Here is a 21369-nt window from a genome sequence, read left to right as displayed (position 1 = left end):
AGTGTACCATTGTAGTAGTACACTGCAAAGGTATGTTGAAAGTTCCAAAGTACAAAGACATCACCCTATTATTTTCCGTATTTAACACAATATTAACACTTGGCACCCTCAAACCCATCTTCACCACCCCCGCGCCAACCTTCACCACCGCCGCGCCCACCTTCACCATCTCCGCACCCACCTTCACCACCCCCGCACCCACCTTCACACCCCCCGAGCACACGCTCGCCAAATTTGTGACCATCTCCAGCAGAATTATGATGACCTTCAGCAAATTTATGATGACCTCCAGCAGAATTATGATGACCTCCAGCAAAATTATGATGACCTCCAGCAAAAATGTGACTACCTCTACTCTTCTCCGCGAGTATATTCGTTAATCTCTGTGACCACCATCCCAACTCTCCAGACCCTCTCGGGCGGTTCGTAACGTTTGGTGCGGAAGCGCGCGTTGTTTGAAACGGATATTCGTATCAAGCGGTGCGGAAGCGCGTGCCGTAAGATACGCGTCGCCAACCGTGGTTGCCACGGCGGCAAAGACATGAGAAACAATGACATGGATGGCTGCCTGCGATGTAGGGGGAATCAGAGGTGGAGCGGGACAGACTGCAGGGATAAAGAAAAGGCGGAAAGGTCACTCTGCGACCCTTCCGCCTGATATGATACTAATGATATAGGATATGCTGGTTTAGCCCTCGATAGCAGCTACGCCGGGGAGCACCTTACCCTCGATGGCCTCGAGCATAGCTCCACCACCGGTAGATACGTAAGATACCTTGTCGGCCAGGCCGAACTTGTTGACAGCTGCAACAGAGTCACCGCCACCTACGAGTGAGAATGCGCCATTCTCCTGGGTAGCCTGAGCAACATACTTGGCAATCTCGCCAGTACCGTGAGCGAAGTTCTCCATCTCGAATACGCCTACAGGACCGTTCCACAGGATGGTCTTAGACTCGAGGATAATCTTCTTCCAGTGCTCCAGACTCTCCTCAGAGGCGTCCATACCCTCCCATCCGTCGGGGATGTTGAAGATGTCTACCACCTTGCGGTTGGCGTCGTTGGCAAATCTGTCGGCAGCAACGGTAGCTACAGAGAGGCTCAGGTTTACACCCTTCTCCTTGGCAGCAGCCATTACATTGAGTGCCTCGGGCATGAGGTCGTCCTCGTGGAGAGACTCGCCGATGTGGCCACCCTGTGCCTTGATGAAGGTATAACCCATACCACCACCGATGATGAGGTTGTCTACCTTGTCGAGCAGGTTCTTGATGACACCGAGCTTAGAGCTTACCTTAGAACCACCGATGATGGCGGTGAAGGGGTGCTGGGCGTTCTTGAGCACGTTGTCGATGGCTGTTACCTCTTTCTCCATGAGGTAGCCCAGCATCTTGCTGTCGGCGTCGAAGTAGTCAGCGATAACGGCGGTAGAAGCATGCTTGCGGTGAGCTGTACCAAAGGCGTCGTTAACATATACATCAGCGTAAGAAGCGAGCTTCTTGGCGAACTCCTTCTGGCGAACCTTCATTTCCTTCTTGGCCTCGTCAAACTCAGGTGTACCCTTCTCTACGTCTACAGGCTTGCCTTCCTCCTCGGGATAGAAACGGAGGTTCTCGAGCAACAGTGCCTCGCCGGGCTGGAGGGCAGCAGCAGCCTCGCTGGCGTTACCGCAGTCGGGAGCAAACTTAACCTCAACACCGAGAGCGGCGCTTACGTTCTTTACAATCTGACCCAATGAAAGCTCGGGCTTAACCTTGCCTTTGGGCTTGCCCATGTGGCTCATCATGATGAGGGCACCACCATCGGCAAGTACCTTCTTCAAGGTGGGCAGAGCACCACGGATACGGGTGTCGTCGGTTACGTTGCCATTCTCGTCCAGTGGCACGTTGAAATCTACACGGACAATTGCCTTCTTACCGGCAAAGTTGAATTGATCGATTTTCATTTCGTTTGTATTTTAATGATTGGTTATATTATCTGTATGCAAAGTTAGTGCTTTTTTTGATGATAAAGTCATTACACCTTAATAATTTTATACGGATGGGGCAAAAAAGTAGTGCCCTCGATGATGAAACCAAAAATAATCGGGAACAAAACGATGGTATTAACCATTTATTGTCTAATTTTGCAGGGTGATAACAATAAGCAATATGAACAAAGATTCTGTTTTGATAGTAAGTGGAGGCATGGACAGCATCACCATGCTCTATGAATACAAGGAGCGTATAGCGCTGGGTATCTCGTTTGATTATGGCAGCAATCACAATGCGCGTGAGATTCCCTTTGCCGCCATGCACTGCGAGCGCTTGGGCATCAAGCATATCGTAATCAATCTGGGATTTATGCACCAGTATTTCAAGAGTTCGCTCCTGGAGGGCGCCGAGGCCATCCCCGAGGGCAACTATGATGAAGAGAATATGAAATCGACCGTTGTGCCCTTCCGCAATGGCATCATGCTCTCGATAGCGGCAGGTGTGGCTGAGTCGAACGGGCTGAAATATGTGATGATGGCCAATCACGGCGGCGACCACACCATCTACCCCGACTGCAGACCTGAGTTTGTCAGCGCCATGTCTGAAGCTACGCGGCTGGGAACCTATCCCGGCATAGAGGTGCTGGCTCCCTATACCGGGATTACCAAGAGCGACATAGCCCGCCACGGCAAGGCGTTGGGCATAGACTATGCCGAGACCTGGAGCTGCTACAAGGGTGGCGAGCATCACTGTGGCAAGTGTGGTACCTGTCGTGAGCGCATCGAGGCTCTGGCCGATGCCGGCATCGAAGACCATACCGTCTACGACGAAGAATAACGGGAGAGGCGTATAAACAGCAAGAGCACCTTGGGCTATCCATTACGGTATGCCCAAGGTGCTCTTGCTGTTGTCGGAGGTGAAGGCTCTATCCGAAAAGGACGCGCAGGGCTTCTTCGACCTTACGCACGGGATGGAGCTTGATATTGTATTTGTGTGGGTTGACGCTCTTCAGATTGAGGGCGGGGATGACGATGTCGGTAAAGCCCAACTTCTCGGCTTCGGCGATGCGCTGCTCTATGCGGTTGACGGCACGCACTTCGCCGCTGAGCCCCACCTCGCCACACATGCACCATCCAGCCTCGATGGGGGTGTCTACGTTGCTGGACAATACGGCGGCAATCACGCTGAGGTCCATCGCCATGTCAGTGACTCTCAGTCCGCCGGCGATATTGAGAAACACGTCTTTCTGCATGAGCTTGAATCCCACCCGCTTCTCCAATACGGCGAGCAGCATGTTGAGTCGGCGCTGGTCGAAACCCGTGGCCGAGCGCTGGGGAGTGCCATAGGCTGCCGACGAAACCAGTGCCTGGGTCTCCAGGAGGAAGGGGCGTACGCCCTCGATGGCTGCACTGATGGCTATGCCTGACAGCCCCGCGTGGTCCTCGGTGAGTAACAGTTCTGAAGGGTTGCCCACCAGACGCAGACCGTCTTGCTCCATCTCGTAGATGCCCAGTTCGGAGGTGCTGCCAAAGCGGTTTTTGATGCCGCGCAGGATGCGGTACATATAGTGCTGGTCGCCCTCAAACTGGATGACAGCATCTACGATGTGTTCCAGCGTCTTGGGGCCGGCGAGCGAACCCTCCTTGGTGATGTGTCCGATGAGGATGACCGGTATACTGCTGGTCTTGGCAAACCGCAACAGTGAAGAGGCGCACTCACGTATCTGAGTCACACTGCCAGGGCTTGACTCGGCGTCGTCGGTGGATATGGTCTGTATCGAGTCGATGATGACCAGCTGGGGCTTGACCTCCTTGATGCAGGCGAAGATATTCTCGAGCGACGTCTCGCAGAGTATGCTGATGTGGTCGAGGGCACTGTTGCCCTTGCCGATACGCTCGGCGCGCATCTTGATTTGGTGCGGGCTCTCCTCGCCAGACACGTAGAGTATATCCATATCGCTCATGCGTAGGATGGTCTGCAGGGTGAGGGTAGACTTGCCTATACCGGGCTCGCCACCCAACAGGATGATGCTGCCGGGCACAATGCCTCCACCCAATACACGGTTGAGCTCGCTGTCGTGGGTGTCGATGCGCGGGTCTTCCTTGGCGGCGATGTCGCGGAGTCGCAGGGCATGGCTGTGGCCCTCGCCCACGCTGCGGTGGGCATTGAGCGTCTGCGCAGCCGACTTGGCGGCAGTGGTGCCCGTATCGGCTGAGATACGTATCTCTTTGAAAGTGTTCCACTTGTGGCAATTCGGACATTTTCCTATCCATTTCGCCGATTCCTGTCCGCACTCCGAGCAGACGTACGCTATCTTGTCTTTGGCCATTGTCTTGTATATTGATTACCACAAAAGTACTAAGTTTTTTTATTGTATCAAAAAATATTGCTACTTTTGCATATAAATAAATATGTGAATACAGATGAAACATAAACCAATATTCCTGCTTGCTGTCATTGTCTTGCTGTCGGCTTGCGGCCAGTCGTATGAAGAGAAAGTAAGACTCAGCCGGGCAGAAAGAGCCCGATTGGCGCAAGAGGAAGCGGCTGCGCTCAAGGTGGCGGTGCTACCTACGCTCGACTGTATGCCTGTGTATCTGGCCAAACAGAAACACTGGTATGACAGCACGCAAGTGGACTTGAGGCTGAAGGTGCGTAATGCGCAGATAGACTGTGACACGGCGCTCAAAGGCAAAAGCGTGGAGGTGGCAGTGACCGACCTGAAGCGTGTGGAGCATATGACCAAGCACGGGGTGGGGCTTCTGACGATGGGGCCTACCGATGCCTACTGGCAGTTGATAGCCAACCGCACGGCGCGTGTCAAGACGGCGGCGCAGTTGGGCGACAAGATGGTGGCGATGACCCGCTACTCGGCAACCGATTATCTCACCGACAAGGCCCTCGACGGTGTCAAGACCTCTGCACCTGTATTCAGGGTGCAAATCAATGATGTACTCATAAGGCTGGATATGCTGAAAAACAACGAAATGGATGCCATGTGGCTGACAGAGCCACAGGCCACGACAGCCAGGATGTTCAAGCACACGGTAATCGAAGACAGCCGGAAAATGAAGGAACATCTGGGTGTGGTAGTGACAGGTGCCCATCTGATGAAGGACAAAAAGCGCGTGAAGCAGCTCACCGCGTTTGTCGAGGGATATAACAGAGCCTGTGATTCGCTCAACCACTATGGCGTAAAGCATTATGCCGACCTGGTGAAGGCGGTCTGCCATACCGATGGCAAGACCATAGACAGGCTGCCCAAGTACTCTTACCCGCACATCGCCCTGCCCAAGCAGCGATAAGCAATCACTCTAAGACACAGTGGCTATGGATAATGCCATACAGACAATACTGAAAGATTTCAACGCTCATCGGCGGCTTTCAAACACATTGACCCGCCTGTCAAAGTTGATAGAACAACAGACATTGTATGCCTTTTCGGGTGATGTCGATGAAATACGCCGCAACTATGGCCTGATGCTCGACTTCATGCGCCGTGGATATACCGACGAGCGTCGCAATGACTTGTATGACGAAATGATTGGCAAAACCTATAGGCTAATCCAGAACATACAGGTAGAACTCAAGAAAAAAGACAATCCTTCCTATCATGACGCCGCCTATCGGCTGGCGTCCAGTCGCATTGATTTCGACCCTGACGCTATCAGGCAGCGGTTGGAAGACCATGTGGCTGATATGGCCATGCTCTCGCTCGAGGCGCCCGAGAGTCGGGAAGAACATCGGCGGCAGTTGCTGCAGGCGCACGATGCGTATATGGGGCGCCTGTTTGACCATATCCTGCTGTCCAACCAGTGGAATGATGCCGACGCGTCGTTCTACAGGATGCTGCTCACCTCGCCCGCCATCGATACGGTGGATGCCCAATGGATAGTGGGTGCCATCATGCTGGCCTGCGTCAATGTCTTCGACCTGAAGAAACTGGAGGTGCTGGCGGCGGTCTATGTGGCTGATGTGGCTGAAAGCGTGCGCCAACGGGCACTGGTGGGCTGGGCCTTGTCGCTCGATGGCAACCAGACGCTGATGGTGGAAGGCCAGAAGCGCACGGTGGATATGATAGTAGAACACGACAAAGGCGTGGAGCATCTCAAAGAAATGCAGATACAGCTCATGACCAGCGTCAATGCCCTGTATGATGATGAGTGTATCAAGCGCGATATCATGCCTACGCTGCTCAAGCAGGGGAATATGGATTTGGCCCAACTCTCCAAGGATATCACCCAATCGTCTGACCTTCATGACATCCTGCATCCGGAGGATTCGGAAAACATGATGAGTGAAGTGGAGACGGTCATGAACCGAATGAAAGAGATGGCAGCCAAAGGGCGGGATATCTATTATGGCGGTTTCTGTCAAGCCAAGCGCTATAGCTTCTTCTCCAAGTTAAGCCACTGGTTTGAGCCGTTCTTCTGGGACAACCCATCTGTAGACTCGGGAAGCGCAGAACCGGAAGATGCCCATGAGGTGATAAAGAGCATGCTCTCTGCACTTCCTTTCTGCGACAACGACAAATACTCTTTTGTCATCTTGTGTTCCAAGATGATGACCCAATTGCCCGCTAATCTGCGCAAGGCAATGATTGAAAACAAGGGCGGCGTCATGCCGATGGCTGCTGAAGACATGACATCGGCCTCGTTTATCCGCCGCAATTATCTCCATGACCTTTTCCGTTTCCATCAGTTGTATGCGATGAAGGACAACTTCGTCGATTGTTTCAGGATGCGTCAGCGGCCTGATGTGGTCAATGTCTTCGTTGCCGACGACCGTCTCTTCGGCGACACGGATGGTTATAAGGAAATGTGCTATGACGCCTTGCGCTTTATGGATAGCATGGACACGCGCAAGGACGAACATTATCACACCACAGTGCTGACTCTGCTTGCAGCAGTGCCAATGCCATTGAGACTGTCTGACCGTCTGTTTGTCGCCCACTACCTGTGGCAGCATGGCGACAAGGCTACGGCTGCGACGATGTATGATGTGATGGTGGCCGAATATCCCGACAACGAGTATGTGCTGCGTGGCGCCGCCCATAGTCGTCTGGACCGCAAGGACTATCTGGCAGCACTGAGTTGCTATGACCGTCTGGCAGGCATCCATGAGGACAATGTGAACTATCTGCTTAACCGCTCTCTGTGTCTGGTGATGTCGGGCAGGGTGGAGGAGGCGATGCCGACATTGCACAAACTGTACTACAACAATCCCGACAACATGGATGTGGTGCGTGTGATGCTGTGGGGCATGATGAACCAGGGCAACAGTGAGCAGGCTGTGGCTGAGTATGAGAAGCTATGTGCCAAATGTCCTGACAATGCCGATGACCGTCTGAACTATGGGTACAGTCTGTGGTTGTCGGGACGAGTGGCAGAAGCCGTGGAGGTGTTCAGAGCCTATCTCGCTATGGCAGGCAGGCGCGACAAGGGTATAAGCCGTAGCATCTACTCCTCGTTTGAGGCCGACATAAACTTGCTGCAGAGTCAGGGCATCGACGAGACCGCCATGCACCTGATGGCCGACGCGGTGGATGTGCGTCCAGAGTAATCGACACATACATATATATACGCTAAGAGGGTACAAAGTGATTGGCTTTGTACCCTCTTAGCGTATAGTGACTACTAATCAGATGTTGGCTATAGACATGATGTTGGCAAAGACTCCGGCTGCGGTGACCCCGGCGCCGGCTCCATAGCCCTGTATAAGCATGGGGAACTCCTTGTAACGCTCGGTGGTAAGCATCACGATATTGTTGGAGCCCTGCAGATTGTAGAAGGGATGGCCCTTGGCCACCTCTTTGAGAGAGACCTTGGCCGCACCGTTCTCCATCTCTGCCACGAAGCGCCAACGCTTCCCCTCGGCTTCCAGTTGCTGACGCTTGGCTTCAAACTGCTTGTCCAAGGAGGGCAGCTTGGCCCAGAAATCATCGGTACTGCCCTCAAACATCTGCTGGGGGATAAAGAGATGCTTCTCTACGTCGGCCTGCTCTATCTGATAGCCGGCTTCGCGGGTGAGGATGACCAGCTTGCGTATCACGTCGGTGCCACTGAGGTCGATACGGGGGTCGGGCTCAGAATAGCCGTTCTCCTTGGCCAATCTTACGGTCTCGGAGAATGGGACGGTGGCAGACAGTTCGTTGAAGATGTAGTTGAGCGTGCCACTGAGCACCGCCTCAATCTTGAGTATCTTGTCGCCCGAGTTGCGCAGGTCATTGATGGTGCCGATGATGGGCAGTCCGGCGCCCACATTGGTCTCAAAGCGATAGATGACGCCACGCTCCAGCGCCGTGTTCTTCAGTCGGATATAGCTCTGATAGTCTGACGAAGCCGCAATCTTGTTGGCGGCAACCACATTGATGTTGTGCTCGAGCAGGGTCTGGTAAATCTGTGCCACATCCTTGCTTGCGGTGCAGTCGACGAACACGGAATTGAAGATGTTCATTCCCAATATCTTCTCCTTCAACAGTTCTATATTGCTTGGCGATGACTGTTGCAGCATCTCTTTGTAGTGGCTGAGATCCAGTCCGTCGCGGTCGAAGATGGCATTCTTGGACGAGGCTATTCCCACGACATTGAGCTTGAGGCGCGAGTGCTCCTTGAGTTCTTCATACTGGCTGCGTATCTGCTCGATGAGCATGCTGCCTACGGTGCCGATACCGCAGATGAAGAGGTTGAGCACCTTATAGTCGGACAGGAAGAACGAGTCGTGCAAGACGTTAAGCGCCTTGCGCAGAGATTTGCCTTGGATGACAAAGGAGATATTGGTCTCAGAGGCTCCCTGGGCACAGGCGATGACAGAGATACCGCTACGTCCCAGCGTGCCAAACAGTTTGCCCGCCACGCCAGGCGTATGGCGCATGTTTTCGCCGACGATGGCCACCGTGGCAAGTCCGCCTTCAGCGTGCATGGGAAACATGGCTCCGGTCTCTATCTCCTTGGCAAATTCGCTGTTCAACACGTTGACAGCCTCTTCGGCATCGGCGTCGCGGACACCGATGGAGGTGGAGTTCTCGGATGAAGCCTGGGAAACCATGAACGCGGAGATGCCACCGTTGGTCAGTGCGGTAAAGATGCGCTGGTTGACACCGATGACGCCAACCATAGACAGACCAGCCACAGTGATAAGCGTGGTGCCACTGATGCTCGAAATACCCTTGATGGGCTTGAAGTCATTGGCTATCTGCTGCTTGATGATGGTGCCAGGGTTTCCGGGGTTGAAGGTGTTCTTGACCTTGATAGGGATATTCTTGACGCAAACGGGGTAGATGGTGGGCGGATAGATAACCTTGGCGCCGAAGTTGCAGAGCTCCATTGCCTCGATGTAGCTGAGCTCGCTGATGGTATAGGCGTTCTTGATGACGCGCGGGTCGGCGGTCATAAAACCGTCGACATCGGTCCATATCTCCAGTACGTCGGCATCGAGCGAGGCGGCGATGATGGCGGCGGTATAGTCGGAGCCGCCACGACCCAGATTGGTGATGTCGTGGGTGTCGCGGTCGCGGCTGATAAAGCCGGGCACGATAGAGATGCGCGAGAGGTTGGCAAAGGTTTCGCACACACGCTTGTGGGTCAGGTCGCTGTCCAGAATGTGGCGGCCGTTCTTCTGCTCGGTGACGATGAAGTCGAGGGAGTTGACACGGCGGGCTCCGCGTATCATGGCTGCAACGATGTGGGAGCTGATGCGCTCGCCATAGCTGACGATGGTGTCGTAAGATTTCTTGCTGAGGTCGTGGACCAGATAAACGCCGAAGAAGATGCTCTTCAGCTGGTCTAATAATATATCAATGGTAGCAAAAAGCTGCTCGCGTGCGGTGTTGTCAGTAATGACGGTGTCAATCATCATGTAGTGACGGTCAACGATTTCATCGAATGACTGTTTCCACTTGTCGTCGCCGTTCTCAGCCAGTTTGGAGGTGGAAATCAGTTTGTCGGTGATACCTCCCAACGCACTGACGACGACGATGACGGGCTGGCGTTTGGCTTCCTTTTCAACAATGCTTTTTACACTCAGAATACTCTTGACGGAACCTACTGATGTACCGCCGAATTTCAATACTTTCATATCCGGTCAATATGTTTATGTGGTTATTATTGTGCATCCCCGTTACGAATGGGGCGGTGCAGAACTTGGGTACAAAGTTACAGAAAGTCTTGGGCAGGACAAAGGATATGACCATGTTTTTTTGCTTCGTGAACAGTTAATAGAAGTTTATATACGCATCGAGGGAACTGTCTCGTAAAGACGGTTCCCTCGATGATAGTCGTAATATGTATTGCTGCTTATCCGTTCATGGCAATCAAGAACTCGTTGTTGTCCTTGGTTCTTACCATAGTATCGTGGATTTCGTTCATAGCCTCGAAAGAGTTCATGTCGCTGAAATGCTTGCGCAATACCCACATGCGGTCGAGCGTAAACTGGTCTTGCAGCAGGTCGTCGCGGCGTGTGCTTGATGCCACCAGGTTGACGGCAGGGAAGATGCGCTTGTTGCTGAGTGAGCGGTCGAGCTGCAACTCCATGTTGCCGGTACCCTTGAATTCCTCGAAGATAACCTCGTCCATCTTGCTGCCGGTGTCGATGAGAGCGGTGGCAATGATGGTGAGCGAACCGCCGCCTTCGATGTTGCGCGCGGCTCCGAAGAAACGCTTGGGCTTCTGCAGGGCATTGGCGTCGACACCACCGGTGAGCACCTTGCCAGAGGCAGGGGAAACGGTGTTATAGGCGCGGGCCAGACGGGTGATGGAGTCGAGGAAGATGACAACATCGTGGCCACATTCGACCATGCGCTTGGCCTTCTCGAGCACGATGCCGGCTATCTTGACATGGCGCTCGGCAGGCTCGTCAAAGGTAGAGGCGATAACCTCGGCATTGACGGTGCGGGCCATGTCGGTAACCTCCTCAGGACGCTCGTCGATGAGCAGCATCATGAGGTAGGCCTCGGGATGGTTGGCTGCTATGGCATTGGCGATATCCTTCATCAGTATGGTCTTACCCGTCTTGGGCTGGGCCACGATGAGGGCGCGCTGTCCCTTACCGATAGGAGAGAAGAGGTCTACTATGCGGGTAGAGAGGTTGGTCGTGGCGCGGTCGCCACAGAGTGTAAATTTCTCGTCGGGGAAGAGTGGGGTAAGGTGTTCGAACGGGATGCGGTCTCTGACTTCTGCGGGCTCGCGTCCGTTGATTTTGTCTATGCTGGTAAGGGGGAAATACTTCTCGCCCTCATGGGGTGGACGTACATGGCACTGGACTACATCGCCTGTCTTCAGTCCGTAATGCTTCACCTGGGCGTTGGAAACATAGACATCGTCAGGAGAAGAGAGGTAATTGTAGTCGCTTGAGCGCAGGAAGCCGTAACCGTCCTGCATAACTTCGAGCACGCCATTGGCAGTGATGATGTCGGAGAAGTCGTATTTGGTAACATTCTCCTGCACGGGCTGCTGGTATGACTGTACGGTATTGTTGACGGGGGTAGTGGGATTATCGAACATGTCGTAGGTGGGCACGACACCTTCGTCTTCGATGGGCAGGTCGTGGGTGATGATGAAATCGGTGCCATCACCGGGGTCGCCTTCCCATACGTCGTTGGTAACCATCGGGCTGTTGTCGATGTTCTCGTTGTGGGCGTTGATTTTTGCCTGCAACTTGGCTATCAGTCCTTCGCTGTCGCCCTCTTCTGCAGCGGGCTGGTCGCCCATGGCAAACTGGGCTTCGGGAACGAAGTCGGCTTGCTCTGCCTGGGGCTCTTCTACCTGCTCGGGAGCTTCGGGCTCACTGGCCTGGGGAGTCTCTGCCTGAACAGCAGTAGCGGGCTCCTCGGTAGCGGGCTCGTCCTTTACGGGTGTTTCTTCTGAAGGAGTGGCTTCCTCAGCCTCTTTCTTGGTGGTCTTGCGTGTGCGACGCTTGGGCTTCTCGATAGGCTCTTCATCAGCCACGACTGGAGTCTCGGCGTCTTTGTTGAGCAACTCTTCGTTGGCAAAAAGTCCGGGTTCTTCCTTGTGGGTGTTGATGTTTTTCTTCAAGTCGAAGTTCTCGCCTTCTTTCCCATTCACGGTATATACTTTGTCGCTTTCCTTCTTGATGATGCGTGTTCTACGGCGTTTGGCTCCAAGTGGATTTTTATTGCCTTCGTCTTCTGCCTGCTTGTCCAGAATGGCATAGGCGAGGCTCTCCTGGTCGCTGTTGCCTGTGGTCACAGCACCCATGCTGTGCGCAATATCCAACAGTTCAGGAATAGCTTTTGCTATCAGTTCTTCTTTGCTATACATATATATTAATATGTGATGTGGTTATATAAAATAATGTTTCAAGGGATGAAACATTCTTGGTACATCTTAAATGTGTCTGCAAAGTTACTAATAATCGTTGGAATAAAAAAGAAAGCCCGCAAAAATTTTGCGGGCTTTCTTTATTTTTTAATGGGTTAGGCTGATATTACTCGCCCTTCTCCATCTTCTGCTTCAGTTCGGCCAATACATCGAGGTCGCCGAGTGATGTGCTGGCAGCAACGTTGTTGATAACAGGAGTGTCCTGCTTCTTGGCAGCGTGCTTGCGTACGGGCTTAACCTCTTCCTTCTCATCCTCGAATGTACGAGAGTGTGAAAGGATGATGCGGCGAGAGTTCTTGTTGAACTCGATAACCTTGAATGGGAGTTCCTCACCGAGCTTAGCCTGTGAGCCGTCTTCCTTAACCAAGTGCTTGGGAGTAGCGAAGCCTTCACCACCCTCGTTGAGAGTGATAACGGCACCCTTGTCCATCATCTCGGTAATCTTGCCCTGGTGTACAGAACCTGCAGTGTACAGAGTCTCGTAAACATCCCAAGGATTCTCCTCGAGCTGCTTGTGGCCGAGGCTCAGACGACGGTTCTCCTTGTCTATCTCGAGCACAACAACCTCAATCTCAGCGCCTACCTGTGTGAACTCAGAAGGATGCTTAACCTTCTTGGTCCAAGAGAGGTCAGAGATGTGGATAAGGCCGTCAACACCTTCCTCAAGCTCTACGAAGATACCGAAGTTGGTGAAGTTGCAAACCTTAGCGGTGTGCTTGCTGCCGATAGGATACTTGGTATCGATGCTCTGCCATGGATCTTCCTTGAGCTGCTTGATACCGAGGCTCATCTTGCGCTCCTCGCGGTCGAGGGTCAGGATAACTGCCTCTACCTCGTCGCCTACGTGCAGGAAGTCCTGAGCAGAGCGGAGGTGCTGGCTCCAAGACATCTCGCTAACGTGGATAAGACCTTCAACGCCGGGCTGAATCTCAACGAATGCACCGTAGTCAGCGATAACGACTACCTTGCCCTTGACGTGGTCGCCTACCTTCAGGTTGGCATCCAGAGCCTCCCATGGGTGGGGAGTAAGCTGCTTCAGACCGAGAGCGATACGCTTCTTCTCCTCATCGAAGTCGAGGATAACAACGTTGATCTTCTGGTCGAGCTCTACTACCTCGTGAGGATCGCTTACGCGGCCCCAAGACAGGTCGGTGATGTGGATGAGTCCGTCAACACCGCCGAGGTCAACGAATACACCATAAGAGGTGATGTTCTTAACAGTACCCTCGAGTACCTGACCCTTCTCAAGTTTAGAGATGATGTCCTTCTTCTGTGCCTCAAGCTCGGCCTCGATAAGAGCCTTGTGAGAAACAACCACATTGCGGAACTCCTGATTGATCTTGACAATCTTGAACTCCATGGTCTTGCCTACGAATACATCGTAGTCGCGTATTGGATGAACGTCAATCTGGCTACCGGGCAAGAATGCTTCGATTCCGAATACATCAACAATCATACCACCCTTAGTGCGGCACTTGATGTAGCCCTGAATAACCTCGTCGTTAGCGAGAGCCTCGTTAACACGGTCCCAGCTCTTGGCCAGGCGTGCCTTCTTGTGAGACAGAACCAACTGGCCCTTCTTGTCCTCCTGGTTCTCAACGTAAACTTCAACCTTGTCACCTACCTTGAGGTCGGGGTTGTAGCGGAATTCAGAAGCGGGAATGATACCATCGCTCTTGTAACCGATGTTAACGATAACCTCTTTCTTGTCAGCAGAGATTACGGTACCTTCTACTACCTGATGCTCTGTAACCTTGTTGAGGGTCTCGTCGTAAGCCTTCTGAATGTCGTCAATGTTTGAGCCTGCATTAGTGCCATTCTCAAACTCGTCCCAATTGAAGTCTGCCAACGGCTGTACGTTCTTAAAATCTGACATAAAATTAATAAATGAAATAAATAAAAAAGTTAGACATTATGTTAATTAACTCGATGATAAGGTGAGTAAACACCAAATCGGTTGCAAAATTACTAATTTTCAATGTGAAACGGGGAACTATATCCGTTTATTTGTTCGCGATTTTGGTTTTTTTAACAATGATGGTGCCGATGATGGCCATGATGGTCTCCGAAACAGGAGGGTTGGCCATTGGTCAGACTGCCTTGATGGGGCAAAAGTGGCTTGTATCAGCCGATTCCCAAGAGTTCAATCTCGAAGATGAGGGTAGAACCGCCAGGGATTCCGGGTTGGGAGAATTTGCCGTAGCCCATCTCTGCCGGGATGTACAGTTCCCACTTGTCGCCGACGACCATCTGCTGCAGTGCCACAATCCAACCGTCTATTAGGTCGCAGAGCCTGATGGCCAGTGGCGTGCCGCCATAACTCGAGTCGAAGGTATGACCGTCGATGGTGGAGCCGCGGTAGTGGGCTGTGATGATACTTCTGGGTGAAGGATGGGTAGTGCCTTCTCCGCTGTGGATGATGCGATAGTACACACCGCGCGGCAGCTGGAGTACGCCTTCTTCGCGGGCTTTGTCTTCCAGCCATGCCTTGTTTTTCTCTATGTATGCTCTCTTTGCCATAATGAATGTTTTTTCGACTGCAAAGGTATACATAATAACAATCATATTGGCATAAAAGTCAAGAATAATAGTGGCTAAGGTGCTGAAGATGGCGGCTTTGCGATAGAGAATAAGGGCCACAGGTAGTTGGAGCTGCGCTGAAGGTGTGGGGGCGGAAGAGTGAAACGCCCGTCATATAAAATAAGGTGGAAATGAAGCGCCAAGTAGCAGGATAAGTGGTTTTTATGAATATTCTTGGTTATACTTTTGCCTGTTTTGGCGTTTCTTATTATTTTTGCATCATCATTAAGCAGATGTATAATCCTAATTTATAGTGAATTAATGAATATTTTAACCAAAGCCCTTGGATTTGATAGTGCCAAGGCAAGTGTGCGCACGGAGGTTGTGGCCGGCGCTACCACTTTTCTGACAATGAGCTACATCCTTGCTGTCAATCCTGCAATTCTGGCCACTACGGGTATGGACAAAGGCGCTCTCTTCACAGCCACAGCCCTCGCGGCGGCCATTTCCACCCTGTTGCTTGCGTTCATGGCCAAGTTGCCGTTTGCCCAAGCTCCAAGTATGGGTCTCAATGCCTTCTTTGCCTTTACCATGTGTCAGGCTATGCACCTGTCGTGGCAACAGTCGTTGGCGGCATTGGTTGTAGAGGGCGTAGTCTTCATCCTCATCACGTTTATGAACGTGCGTGAGAAGATTCTGGACAGCATCCCTCGCAACTTGCGCTACTCCATTTCGGCGGGAATAGGTATGTTTATAGCCTTTATCGGACTGAAAAACGCCGGCATCGTGGTGGCCAATCCCGACACCTTTGTGGCTTTGGGCAATTTCACCCCCGAAGCTATCCTGGGTATCGTGGCCATAGTGCTGAGCGGAGTGCTCACAGCCCGTAGAGTGAAGGGCGCTCTCTTCATCGCCATCATCATCGCTACTCTGGTAGGTTTGCCGATGGGCGTGACGGTGATGCCTGATGGGTGGCTGCCTGTGTCGGAGCCCCACTCGGTAGCGCCGATTTTCTGCCAGTTTGATTTTGATGGTTTCTTCAATATCAATATGCTGGTGGTCATCTTCTCGCTGCTTATCATCAATATCTTTGATACCGTGGGTACGCTTGTGGGCTTGGCGGAGAAGACTGGTGTGGTGCGCCCCGACGGCTCTATTCCTCGTGTGAAGGAAGCCATGCTCAGCGATGCCATCGGTACTACCTGTGGAGCCATGTTGGGTAGCAGTACCGTCACTACATATATCGAGAGTGCTTCGGGTATAGCCGAGGGCGGTCGCACGGGTCTCACCTCACTGGTTACCGGATTCCTGTTCATCGCAGCCCTCTTGCTGTCTCCGCTTTTCCTGCTCATTCCTTCGGCTGCCACAAGTGGTGCCCTGGTTATGGTGGGCGTGCTGATGATTGACTCGGTGAAGAAGATAGAACTCAATGATGTCACCGAGGCTTTCCCCTCGTTTATCACTATGATTACGATGGTGTTGTGTTATTCCATAGCCGATGGCATCTGCTTGGGCATCTTGAGCTATGTAGTGATGAAGGTATGTACTGGTAAGTTTAAGAATATAAGCGTCACGCTGGTGATACTCTCGCTCCTGTTTATCCTGAAGTTTGTAGTGGGATAGACAGAGGACGATATAAAAAAAGAAACATTGGTGGTTAGAATTGCCACCAATGTTTCTTTTTTTGTGTTTCGTTTTCTCCTCTCAGGCTCCTGCGCTCTTCGCGCATGATGTCGTGCCATGTCTTGTTGTAGTGTATCATCTGGTAAATCTGTCCCCAATCGGGCAGACCGCCGATGTTACGGTCGTCAATCCACATGTCTACTTTCAGCTTGCGGGAGAAGTGATTGTTCCATTCTTGTCTTTCTTCGGGATAGTCTTTGTTGATGGCGTAAAACTCAACGCCACGCTCGCGGCACCAGTTGACGGCTTCGTCGAGAAGCGCACCTTCGCGGACAGTCCACAGTATCAGTTTATGATGCTCCTTGATAAGCATCTTTAGCGTCTCTGTGGCAAACGGAAGTTCTTTGCCAATCTTCGGATACTCGTGGGTGACTATCGTTCCATCAAAATCTACGGCTATTGTCATAGTCTCTTATACCTATTATATATATACGCGCGTGAGGAGGCCGGCGGCGGACCCGCCAAGCACCTTAGTGCTTGACGGAGTCGTCGTTGGCGTCACCATAGTGACTCTTGCTGTAATTGCCATAAGAACCATATGAACCATACGAGCCCTTGCCATATCGGCCGTATCTGCCATAGTGTCCGTATTTGCCATACTTGCCATAGCCATAGTAGTAGCCATACTTCTTCTTGGTCATGTCTACGCCGTTGAGGACAATGGACATGTTAGGCAGCTTCTTGGTTTCCGAAAGTTCGTTGATGAGGTTGAAGCTCTCCTTGGCGGTATAGTCGGCGCGGCACATGTATACCGTGGCGTCGGCTACGCGGCCAATCTGAAGCGTATCGGTAACCAGACCCACAGGGGCGGTGTCGATAAGGATGTAATCATAGTGATCCTTCAGTTCGTTGATAATGTCGTCGAGGCTCTTGCGGGCTACCAATTCTGCGGGGTTGGGAGGAATGGGGCCAGCCATGAGCAGCTCCAGATTGCTGTTTACCTCTGAAGGCAGTATCTGCTTGCTGATGTCGGCCCAAGTGGGATGCTCCTTGACCAGAAGGTTGGTAATACCGTGTACCTTGTCATTAATCTCAAACAACTCGGCCAGTCGGGGCTTGCGGATGTCGAGTCCCACGAGCAGTACCTTCTTGCCCAGCAGTGCGAAACTGATGGCGAGGTTGGCGCAGTTGAAGGTCTTGCCTTCGCCCGAAGTGGTGGAGGTGAAGAGGATGACCTTCTCGTCTTCCTTCATCATAAACTGCAGGTTGGTACGCATCGAACGGAAAATTTCTTCCATCATATTGTTCTTGTTCTCGTGTACCACGATGTCGGCCTTGGTCTTGGCGCTATCGCTGGCCACAGCAACGTCGGCGATGATAGGCAGCTTGGTGAGCTTCTCCACGTCGTCGTGTCCCTCAATCTTGTAGCGCAACAGCTGGATAAGGAAGAGCAGACCGGCGGGAATACCGATACCCAATACAAAAGAGATGAGCAATATGATGCTACCCTTAGGACTGATTTTGCCCAATACCTCGGGAGTGTCGATGAGCTTGCCTTTGTCCACGGTTGATGCCAGAGAGATGGAGTTCTCTTCGCGCTTCTGCAGCAGCATCACATACAGGGCAGACTTCACTTCCTGCTGGCGGCCAATCTGTGTAAGGATGCGCTCCTGCTCTGGAGTCTCAGTCATCTTGCCAGAGTTGCGGTTCAACTCGCTCTCAATCTTGTTGAGCTGCATCTCGGCATTGAACTTGGCCTGGTTCATGGCCACGCTGATGCTGTGGCGGAGCTCGTCAAGCTGATTGGTAAGAGGGATGACGGTGGGCGAAGACTCAGAGGCGCCATTGAGCAGACGGCTGCGATTGAGAGAAATCTCATTGTATTTCGTGATGAGCGAGGTTACGGCTACATCGGCGATACCCACATTGGCAGGCAGCACGGCGTAGTCCTTGCTCGAATTCATAGTCTCGCGCAGGCTGTTGATAAGTTCAACCTGCATCTGGGCCTCAGACAACTTCTGCTGGTATTGGCTTGCGTTGAGTACGTTCTGGCTTGCATTGAGCTTGATGTCAACCAGCTGGTTGCGCTTCTTGTAGCTCTCCAGAGACCCTTCGGTGCTGCCCAGCTCGGCGTTGAGCTTTTCGATACGGTTGTTGATAAACTCCTCGGTACGGCGAGCCACCTCATTCTTGTCCTCATTGGCCTGGCGGTTGTAGACTACGGCCAGCTGGCGCAGATAGTCGGTAGCGCGCATAGGCACTTCGTCGTTGAGTGTGAGCTTGGCGATGGTGGTCGTCTTGGATGTGGGAGATACGTTGAGCGACTTCTGATACTTGTATGACATCATGTGGGGAGACACGATAACTGCCTTCATGATGTCGCCTTCGCGCATCTGGGGGCAGGCATTGCGTGAGAGGGTAATCACACCTACTTTGGTACCGAAGGTGGCTGGCAGGTTCTTGAATTTCTTGTCTATCTTGTATTCCACGCCCTTGGTACCCTCTACGAGAGGCTTGGTGTAGGTGCCTGTCACGTTGTACTGTCCATTCTCATACTTGATGGTCAGCTTCACGGGAGCCTTCAGCATCTCCAGGTGAGTGGGGTCTACATCCACATTGACGGGATTGTTGTGGTAGGCTATCTGTGCCTTAATCTTACCTTTTATATAATAGGTAGTGTAGAGCTTCAGGTCTCTTGCTGCCTGTTCGGCCAGCAGACGCGAGGTGATGATCTCCATTTCGTTGTCAAAACCGTCACTTGCCTCCATGAATCCCAGGTTGGCTGCCTGGGCAATGCGGCTGCCGGTGCGGCTGCGTGCATTGTTGTCATCATTCTTGATGAGCATCTTGGTGGTGGCTTGATAGACAGGTGTGGTGTAGCGCAGATATACGGCTGCGATTCCTACACAGATAATCACAGAAAGTAAGAACCATTTCCAATAGAGTACGGCTATCCGGATAACATCTTGATAGTTCAGCGAACTCTTTTCCTGGTCTCGAATTTCTTCGGGCATTCCATTTTTTACGTATTCCATTTTATTTAAGTTTTTATTTTGTCAATGATAAGAGATATTGTCCGTATTGGTTTTTGAGCATGGGCTTGGCCAGTTCTCTGAGCTGGTCAGCGTCTATCCATCCCTGCTTGTAGGCGATCTCTTCGAGACAAGCCACCTTGAGGCCCTGACGTTTCTCTATTACCTCGATGAAGGTACTGGCCTCGCTCAGACTGTCGTGGGTACCGGTGTCGAGCCAGGCGAATCCGCGCTGGAGGGTAAGCACCTTCAGCTGATGGCGGTTGAGATATTCCTGGTTGACGGTAGTAATCTCGAGCTCGCCGCGAGCACTGGGCTTGATGTTTTTGGCTATCTCTACCACGCTGTTGGGATAGAAGTATAGTCCCACAACGGCGTAATTGCTCTTGGGATGCTGTGGCTTTTCCTCGATGGAGAGGCAGTTGCCATCGGCGTCAAACTCAGCCACGCCATAGCGCTCTGGGTCGTTGACGTAATAACCGAAGACGGTAGCCATGCCGTCTTGCTCTACATTGGTGACACTCTGGTGGAGCAGGCCACTGAAGCCGGCTCCATAGAAGATGTTGTCGCCAAGGACGAGGCAGACGGAGTCATTGCCGATAAACTTCTCGCCGATGATGAAAGCCTGGGCCAGTCCGTCGGGGCTTGGCTGCTCGGCGTATTCAAACTTGACGCCCAGTTCGCTGCCGTCACCGAGCAGTCGGCGGAAGCCTGGGAGGTCGTAAGGGGTGGAGATGATGAGAATCTCGCGTATGCCAGCGAGCATCAGAGCCGAGATGGGGTAATATATCATCGGCTTGTCAAAGATAGGTATCAGCTGTTTGCTAATGCCTTTGGTTATGGGGTAGAGGCGAGTGCCTGAACCGCCAGCAAGTACTATACCTTTCACCTTGTTATTTCGTTTTAGATATTATTCTGTCTTCTCTTGCAGAAAGTGACTACCACTGTGCGATAGAGTATCCATAGGTCTAATCCTATTGACCAATGCTTGATGTACCATATGTCGTGTTTCACTCTCTCTGCCATTTGCCACACCTCGGGAGTTTCTCCGCTCAGTCCCAGCACCTGTGAATATCCCGTAATGCCGGGCTTGCAGCGATGACGGTCCATGTAGTTGTCTATCAACTGGGTGTATTTTCTGGTGTGGTAGAGCATGTGGGGGCGTGGGCCGATAATGCTCATGTCGCCCTTGATTACATTGATGAAATTGGGGATTTCGTCGATATGTGTGCGGCGCATGAAACTGCCAAAGGGGAATATGCGTGGATCATTGGCTGTGGCCTGAAGTGTGTCGCACTCGTCATTCAGACGCATGGTGCGAAACTTGTAGCATACAAATGTCTTGCCGTCAAGACCGGTGCGCTCCTGCTTGAACACTATGGGGCCGCGGCTCTGCATCTTGATGATTAGCGCGATGATGGGCAGGAAGGGTAGGGAGATGATACATACCAATAGACCAGCAAACAAGTCGAATGTACGCTTTATGGTTCTGTTGGACAGCATTAACAAGGGATTTTTCTGGTCCTCTGCTATTGCTTCAGTTTTAAGGGTGTTTTCGACTGTGCTTATATGTTGTGGCATGTTGTATGGTTTTTGTTTCTGCGGCATCGATTATGACCATTGTGCAGCTATGGCAATAGCATGGGCTTATATCGTGCGTAATCTATGCAAAGGTAATATAATAATTCGGATTTCTCCTTATTATAATTAAAAAAAATATTCATCGTCGGCCATTTTTTTTGATGGCAGGAAAAACCCATGGTGCGATTGCTTTTCTATCTGGTTGGTCTCATGCAACTTTAAGTTGTGCATTCGGTTCCCCTTATGAGTTTCACGGAGAGGCCATGGGAAGGCCAGCTCAGTGCCTGCCGCTGCGATACATTGGTATTA

General features: G+C 52.0%; 15 protein-coding genes. 5 read left to right on the top strand and 10 right to left on the bottom strand.

The window, feature by feature from the left end; all coding sequences use genetic code 11:
* Window positions 1–32 precede the first annotated feature (32 nt).
* On the top strand, window positions 33–380 hold the full coding sequence (locus tag CIK92_RS13740; RefSeq protein WP_158214744.1) for a hypothetical protein: 348 nt from the start codon (window positions 33–35) through the stop codon (window positions 378–380).
* 308 nt (window positions 381–688) lie between these two features.
* On the opposite strand, the gene pgk is transcribed toward CIK92_RS13740, so the two are convergent.
* Window positions 689–1939 (bottom strand): phosphoglycerate kinase, encoded by a 1251-nt coding sequence (gene pgk, locus CIK92_RS06070; protein WP_094388491.1) that lies wholly within the window; start codon window positions 1937–1939, stop codon window positions 689–691.
* A gap of 205 nt (window positions 1940–2144) precedes the next feature.
* Between pgk and queC the strand changes: the two genes are divergently transcribed.
* Window positions 2145–2804 (top strand): 7-cyano-7-deazaguanine synthase QueC, encoded by a 660-nt coding sequence (gene queC, locus CIK92_RS06065; protein ID WP_094387121.1) that lies wholly within the window; start codon window positions 2145–2147, stop codon window positions 2802–2804.
* 88 nt (window positions 2805–2892) lie between these two features.
* Here the strand turns inward: queC and radA are convergent, their stop codons facing one another.
* Complete coding sequence (gene radA, locus CIK92_RS06060; protein WP_022310212.1) at window positions 2893–4296, bottom strand: DNA repair protein RadA; 1404 nt, start codon at window positions 4294–4296, stop codon at window positions 2893–2895.
* Window positions 4297–4390: 94 nt separating this feature from the next.
* Here radA and CIK92_RS06055 point away from each other — a divergent pair, with 94 nt between their 5' ends.
* Together CIK92_RS06055 and CIK92_RS06050 are read left to right on the top strand one after the other, a co-directional pair.
* Window positions 4391–5272, top strand: coding sequence for an ABC transporter substrate-binding protein (locus tag CIK92_RS06055; RefSeq protein WP_094388490.1), 882 nt, complete (start codon window positions 4391–4393; stop codon window positions 5270–5272).
* Between the two features lie 25 nt (window positions 5273–5297).
* A complete protein-coding gene (locus CIK92_RS06050) occupies window positions 5298–7529 on the top strand; it encodes a M48 family metallopeptidase (RefSeq protein WP_094388489.1) in 2232 nt (743 codons plus the stop codon).
* A gap of 78 nt (window positions 7530–7607) precedes the next feature.
* Here CIK92_RS06050 and thrA read toward each other — a convergent pair whose 3' ends face one another.
* The 4 genes from thrA to CIK92_RS06030 form a co-directional block, all read right to left on the bottom strand.
* Window positions 7608–10043 (bottom strand): bifunctional aspartate kinase/homoserine dehydrogenase I, encoded by a 2436-nt coding sequence (gene thrA, locus CIK92_RS06045; protein WP_094388488.1) that lies wholly within the window; start codon window positions 10041–10043, stop codon window positions 7608–7610.
* A gap of 218 nt (window positions 10044–10261) precedes the next feature.
* A complete protein-coding gene (gene rho / locus CIK92_RS06040) occupies window positions 10262–12244 on the bottom strand; it encodes a transcription termination factor Rho (protein WP_094388487.1) in 1983 nt (660 codons plus the stop codon).
* A gap of 166 nt (window positions 12245–12410) precedes the next feature.
* A complete protein-coding gene (gene rpsA / locus CIK92_RS06035; protein WP_094387117.1) occupies window positions 12411–14180 on the bottom strand; it encodes a 30S ribosomal protein S1 in 1770 nt (589 codons plus the stop codon).
* A 248-nt stretch (window positions 14181–14428) separates the two neighbouring features.
* Window positions 14429–14824 (bottom strand): FKBP-type peptidyl-prolyl cis-trans isomerase, encoded by a 396-nt coding sequence (locus CIK92_RS06030; RefSeq protein ID WP_094387122.1) that lies wholly within the window; start codon window positions 14822–14824, stop codon window positions 14429–14431.
* Window positions 14825–15145: 321 nt separating this feature from the next.
* Between CIK92_RS06030 and CIK92_RS06025 the strand changes: the two genes are divergently transcribed.
* Complete coding sequence (locus CIK92_RS06025; protein ID WP_022310204.1) at window positions 15146–16447, top strand: NCS2 family permease; 1302 nt, start codon at window positions 15146–15148, stop codon at window positions 16445–16447.
* Between the two features lie 34 nt (window positions 16448–16481).
* Here the strand turns inward: CIK92_RS06025 and CIK92_RS06020 are convergent, their stop codons facing one another.
* The 4 genes from CIK92_RS06020 to CIK92_RS06005 all read right to left on the bottom strand — a co-directional run bounded on the left by CIK92_RS06020 (window position 16482) and on the right by CIK92_RS06005 (window position 20982).
* On the bottom strand, window positions 16482–16913 hold the full coding sequence (locus tag CIK92_RS06020) for a BT0820 family HAD-type phosphatase (protein ID WP_094388486.1): 432 nt from the start codon (window positions 16911–16913) through the stop codon (window positions 16482–16484).
* Between the two features lie 64 nt (window positions 16914–16977).
* Window positions 16978–19482: a tyrosine-protein kinase gene (locus CIK92_RS06015; RefSeq protein WP_094388485.1), complete on the bottom strand. Its 2505-nt coding sequence runs from the start codon at window positions 19480–19482 to the stop codon at window positions 16978–16980.
* Between the two features lie 13 nt (window positions 19483–19495).
* Window positions 19496–20368, bottom strand: a complete 873-nt coding sequence (gene rfbA, locus CIK92_RS06010) for a glucose-1-phosphate thymidylyltransferase RfbA (RefSeq protein ID WP_094387115.1) — start codon at window positions 20366–20368, stop codon at window positions 19496–19498.
* A 14-nt stretch (window positions 20369–20382) separates the two neighbouring features.
* Window positions 20383–20982 (bottom strand): sugar transferase, encoded by a 600-nt coding sequence (locus CIK92_RS06005; protein ID WP_336385642.1) that lies wholly within the window; start codon window positions 20980–20982, stop codon window positions 20383–20385.
* Window positions 20983–21369: the final 387 nt, after the last annotated feature.

This window comes from Prevotella sp. P4-67 (assembly GCF_002251325.1).
Lineage (GTDB): Bacteria > Bacteroidota > Bacteroidia > Bacteroidales > Bacteroidaceae > Prevotella.
The sequence above is the reverse complement of the archived record's forward strand: the minus strand, read 5'-3'. Positions and strand labels throughout refer to the sequence as shown.

Excerpts from the sequence above, each read along its gene's own strand:
- CIK92_RS13740 (WP_158214744.1), top strand. The coding sequence starts at position 33 with ATGTTGAAAGTTCCAAAGTACAAAGACATCACCCTATTATTTTCCGTA.
- pgk (WP_094388491.1), bottom strand. The coding sequence starts at position 1,939 with ATGAAAATCGATCAATTCAACTTTGCCGGTAAGAAGGCAATTGTCCGT.
- queC (WP_094387121.1), top strand. The coding sequence starts at position 2,145 with ATGAACAAAGATTCTGTTTTGATAGTAAGTGGAGGCATGGACAGCATC.
- radA (WP_022310212.1), bottom strand. The coding sequence starts at position 4,296 with ATGGCCAAAGACAAGATAGCGTACGTCTGCTCGGAGTGCGGACAGGAA.
- CIK92_RS06055 (WP_094388490.1), top strand. The coding sequence starts at position 4,391 with ATGAAACATAAACCAATATTCCTGCTTGCTGTCATTGTCTTGCTGTCG.
- CIK92_RS06050 (WP_094388489.1), top strand. The coding sequence starts at position 5,298 with ATGGATAATGCCATACAGACAATACTGAAAGATTTCAACGCTCATCGG.
- thrA (WP_094388488.1), bottom strand. The coding sequence starts at position 10,043 with ATGAAAGTATTGAAATTCGGCGGTACATCAGTAGGTTCCGTCAAGAGT.
- rho (WP_094388487.1), bottom strand. The coding sequence starts at position 12,244 with ATGTATAGCAAAGAAGAACTGATAGCAAAAGCTATTCCTGAACTGTTG.
- rpsA (WP_094387117.1), bottom strand. The coding sequence starts at position 14,180 with ATGTCAGATTTTAAGAACGTACAGCCGTTGGCAGACTTCAATTGGGAC.
- CIK92_RS06030 (WP_094387122.1), bottom strand. The coding sequence starts at position 14,824 with ATGGCAAAGAGAGCATACATAGAGAAAAACAAGGCATGGCTGGAAGAC.
- CIK92_RS06025 (WP_022310204.1), top strand. The coding sequence starts at position 15,146 with ATGAATATTTTAACCAAAGCCCTTGGATTTGATAGTGCCAAGGCAAGT.
- CIK92_RS06020 (WP_094388486.1), bottom strand. The coding sequence starts at position 16,913 with ATGACAATAGCCGTAGATTTTGATGGAACGATAGTCACCCACGAGTAT.
- CIK92_RS06015 (WP_094388485.1), bottom strand. The coding sequence starts at position 19,482 with ATGGAATACGTAAAAAATGGAATGCCCGAAGAAATTCGAGACCAGGAA.
- CIK92_RS06005 (WP_336385642.1), bottom strand. The coding sequence starts at position 20,982 with ATGCTGTCCAACAGAACCATAAAGCGTACATTCGACTTGTTTGCTGGT.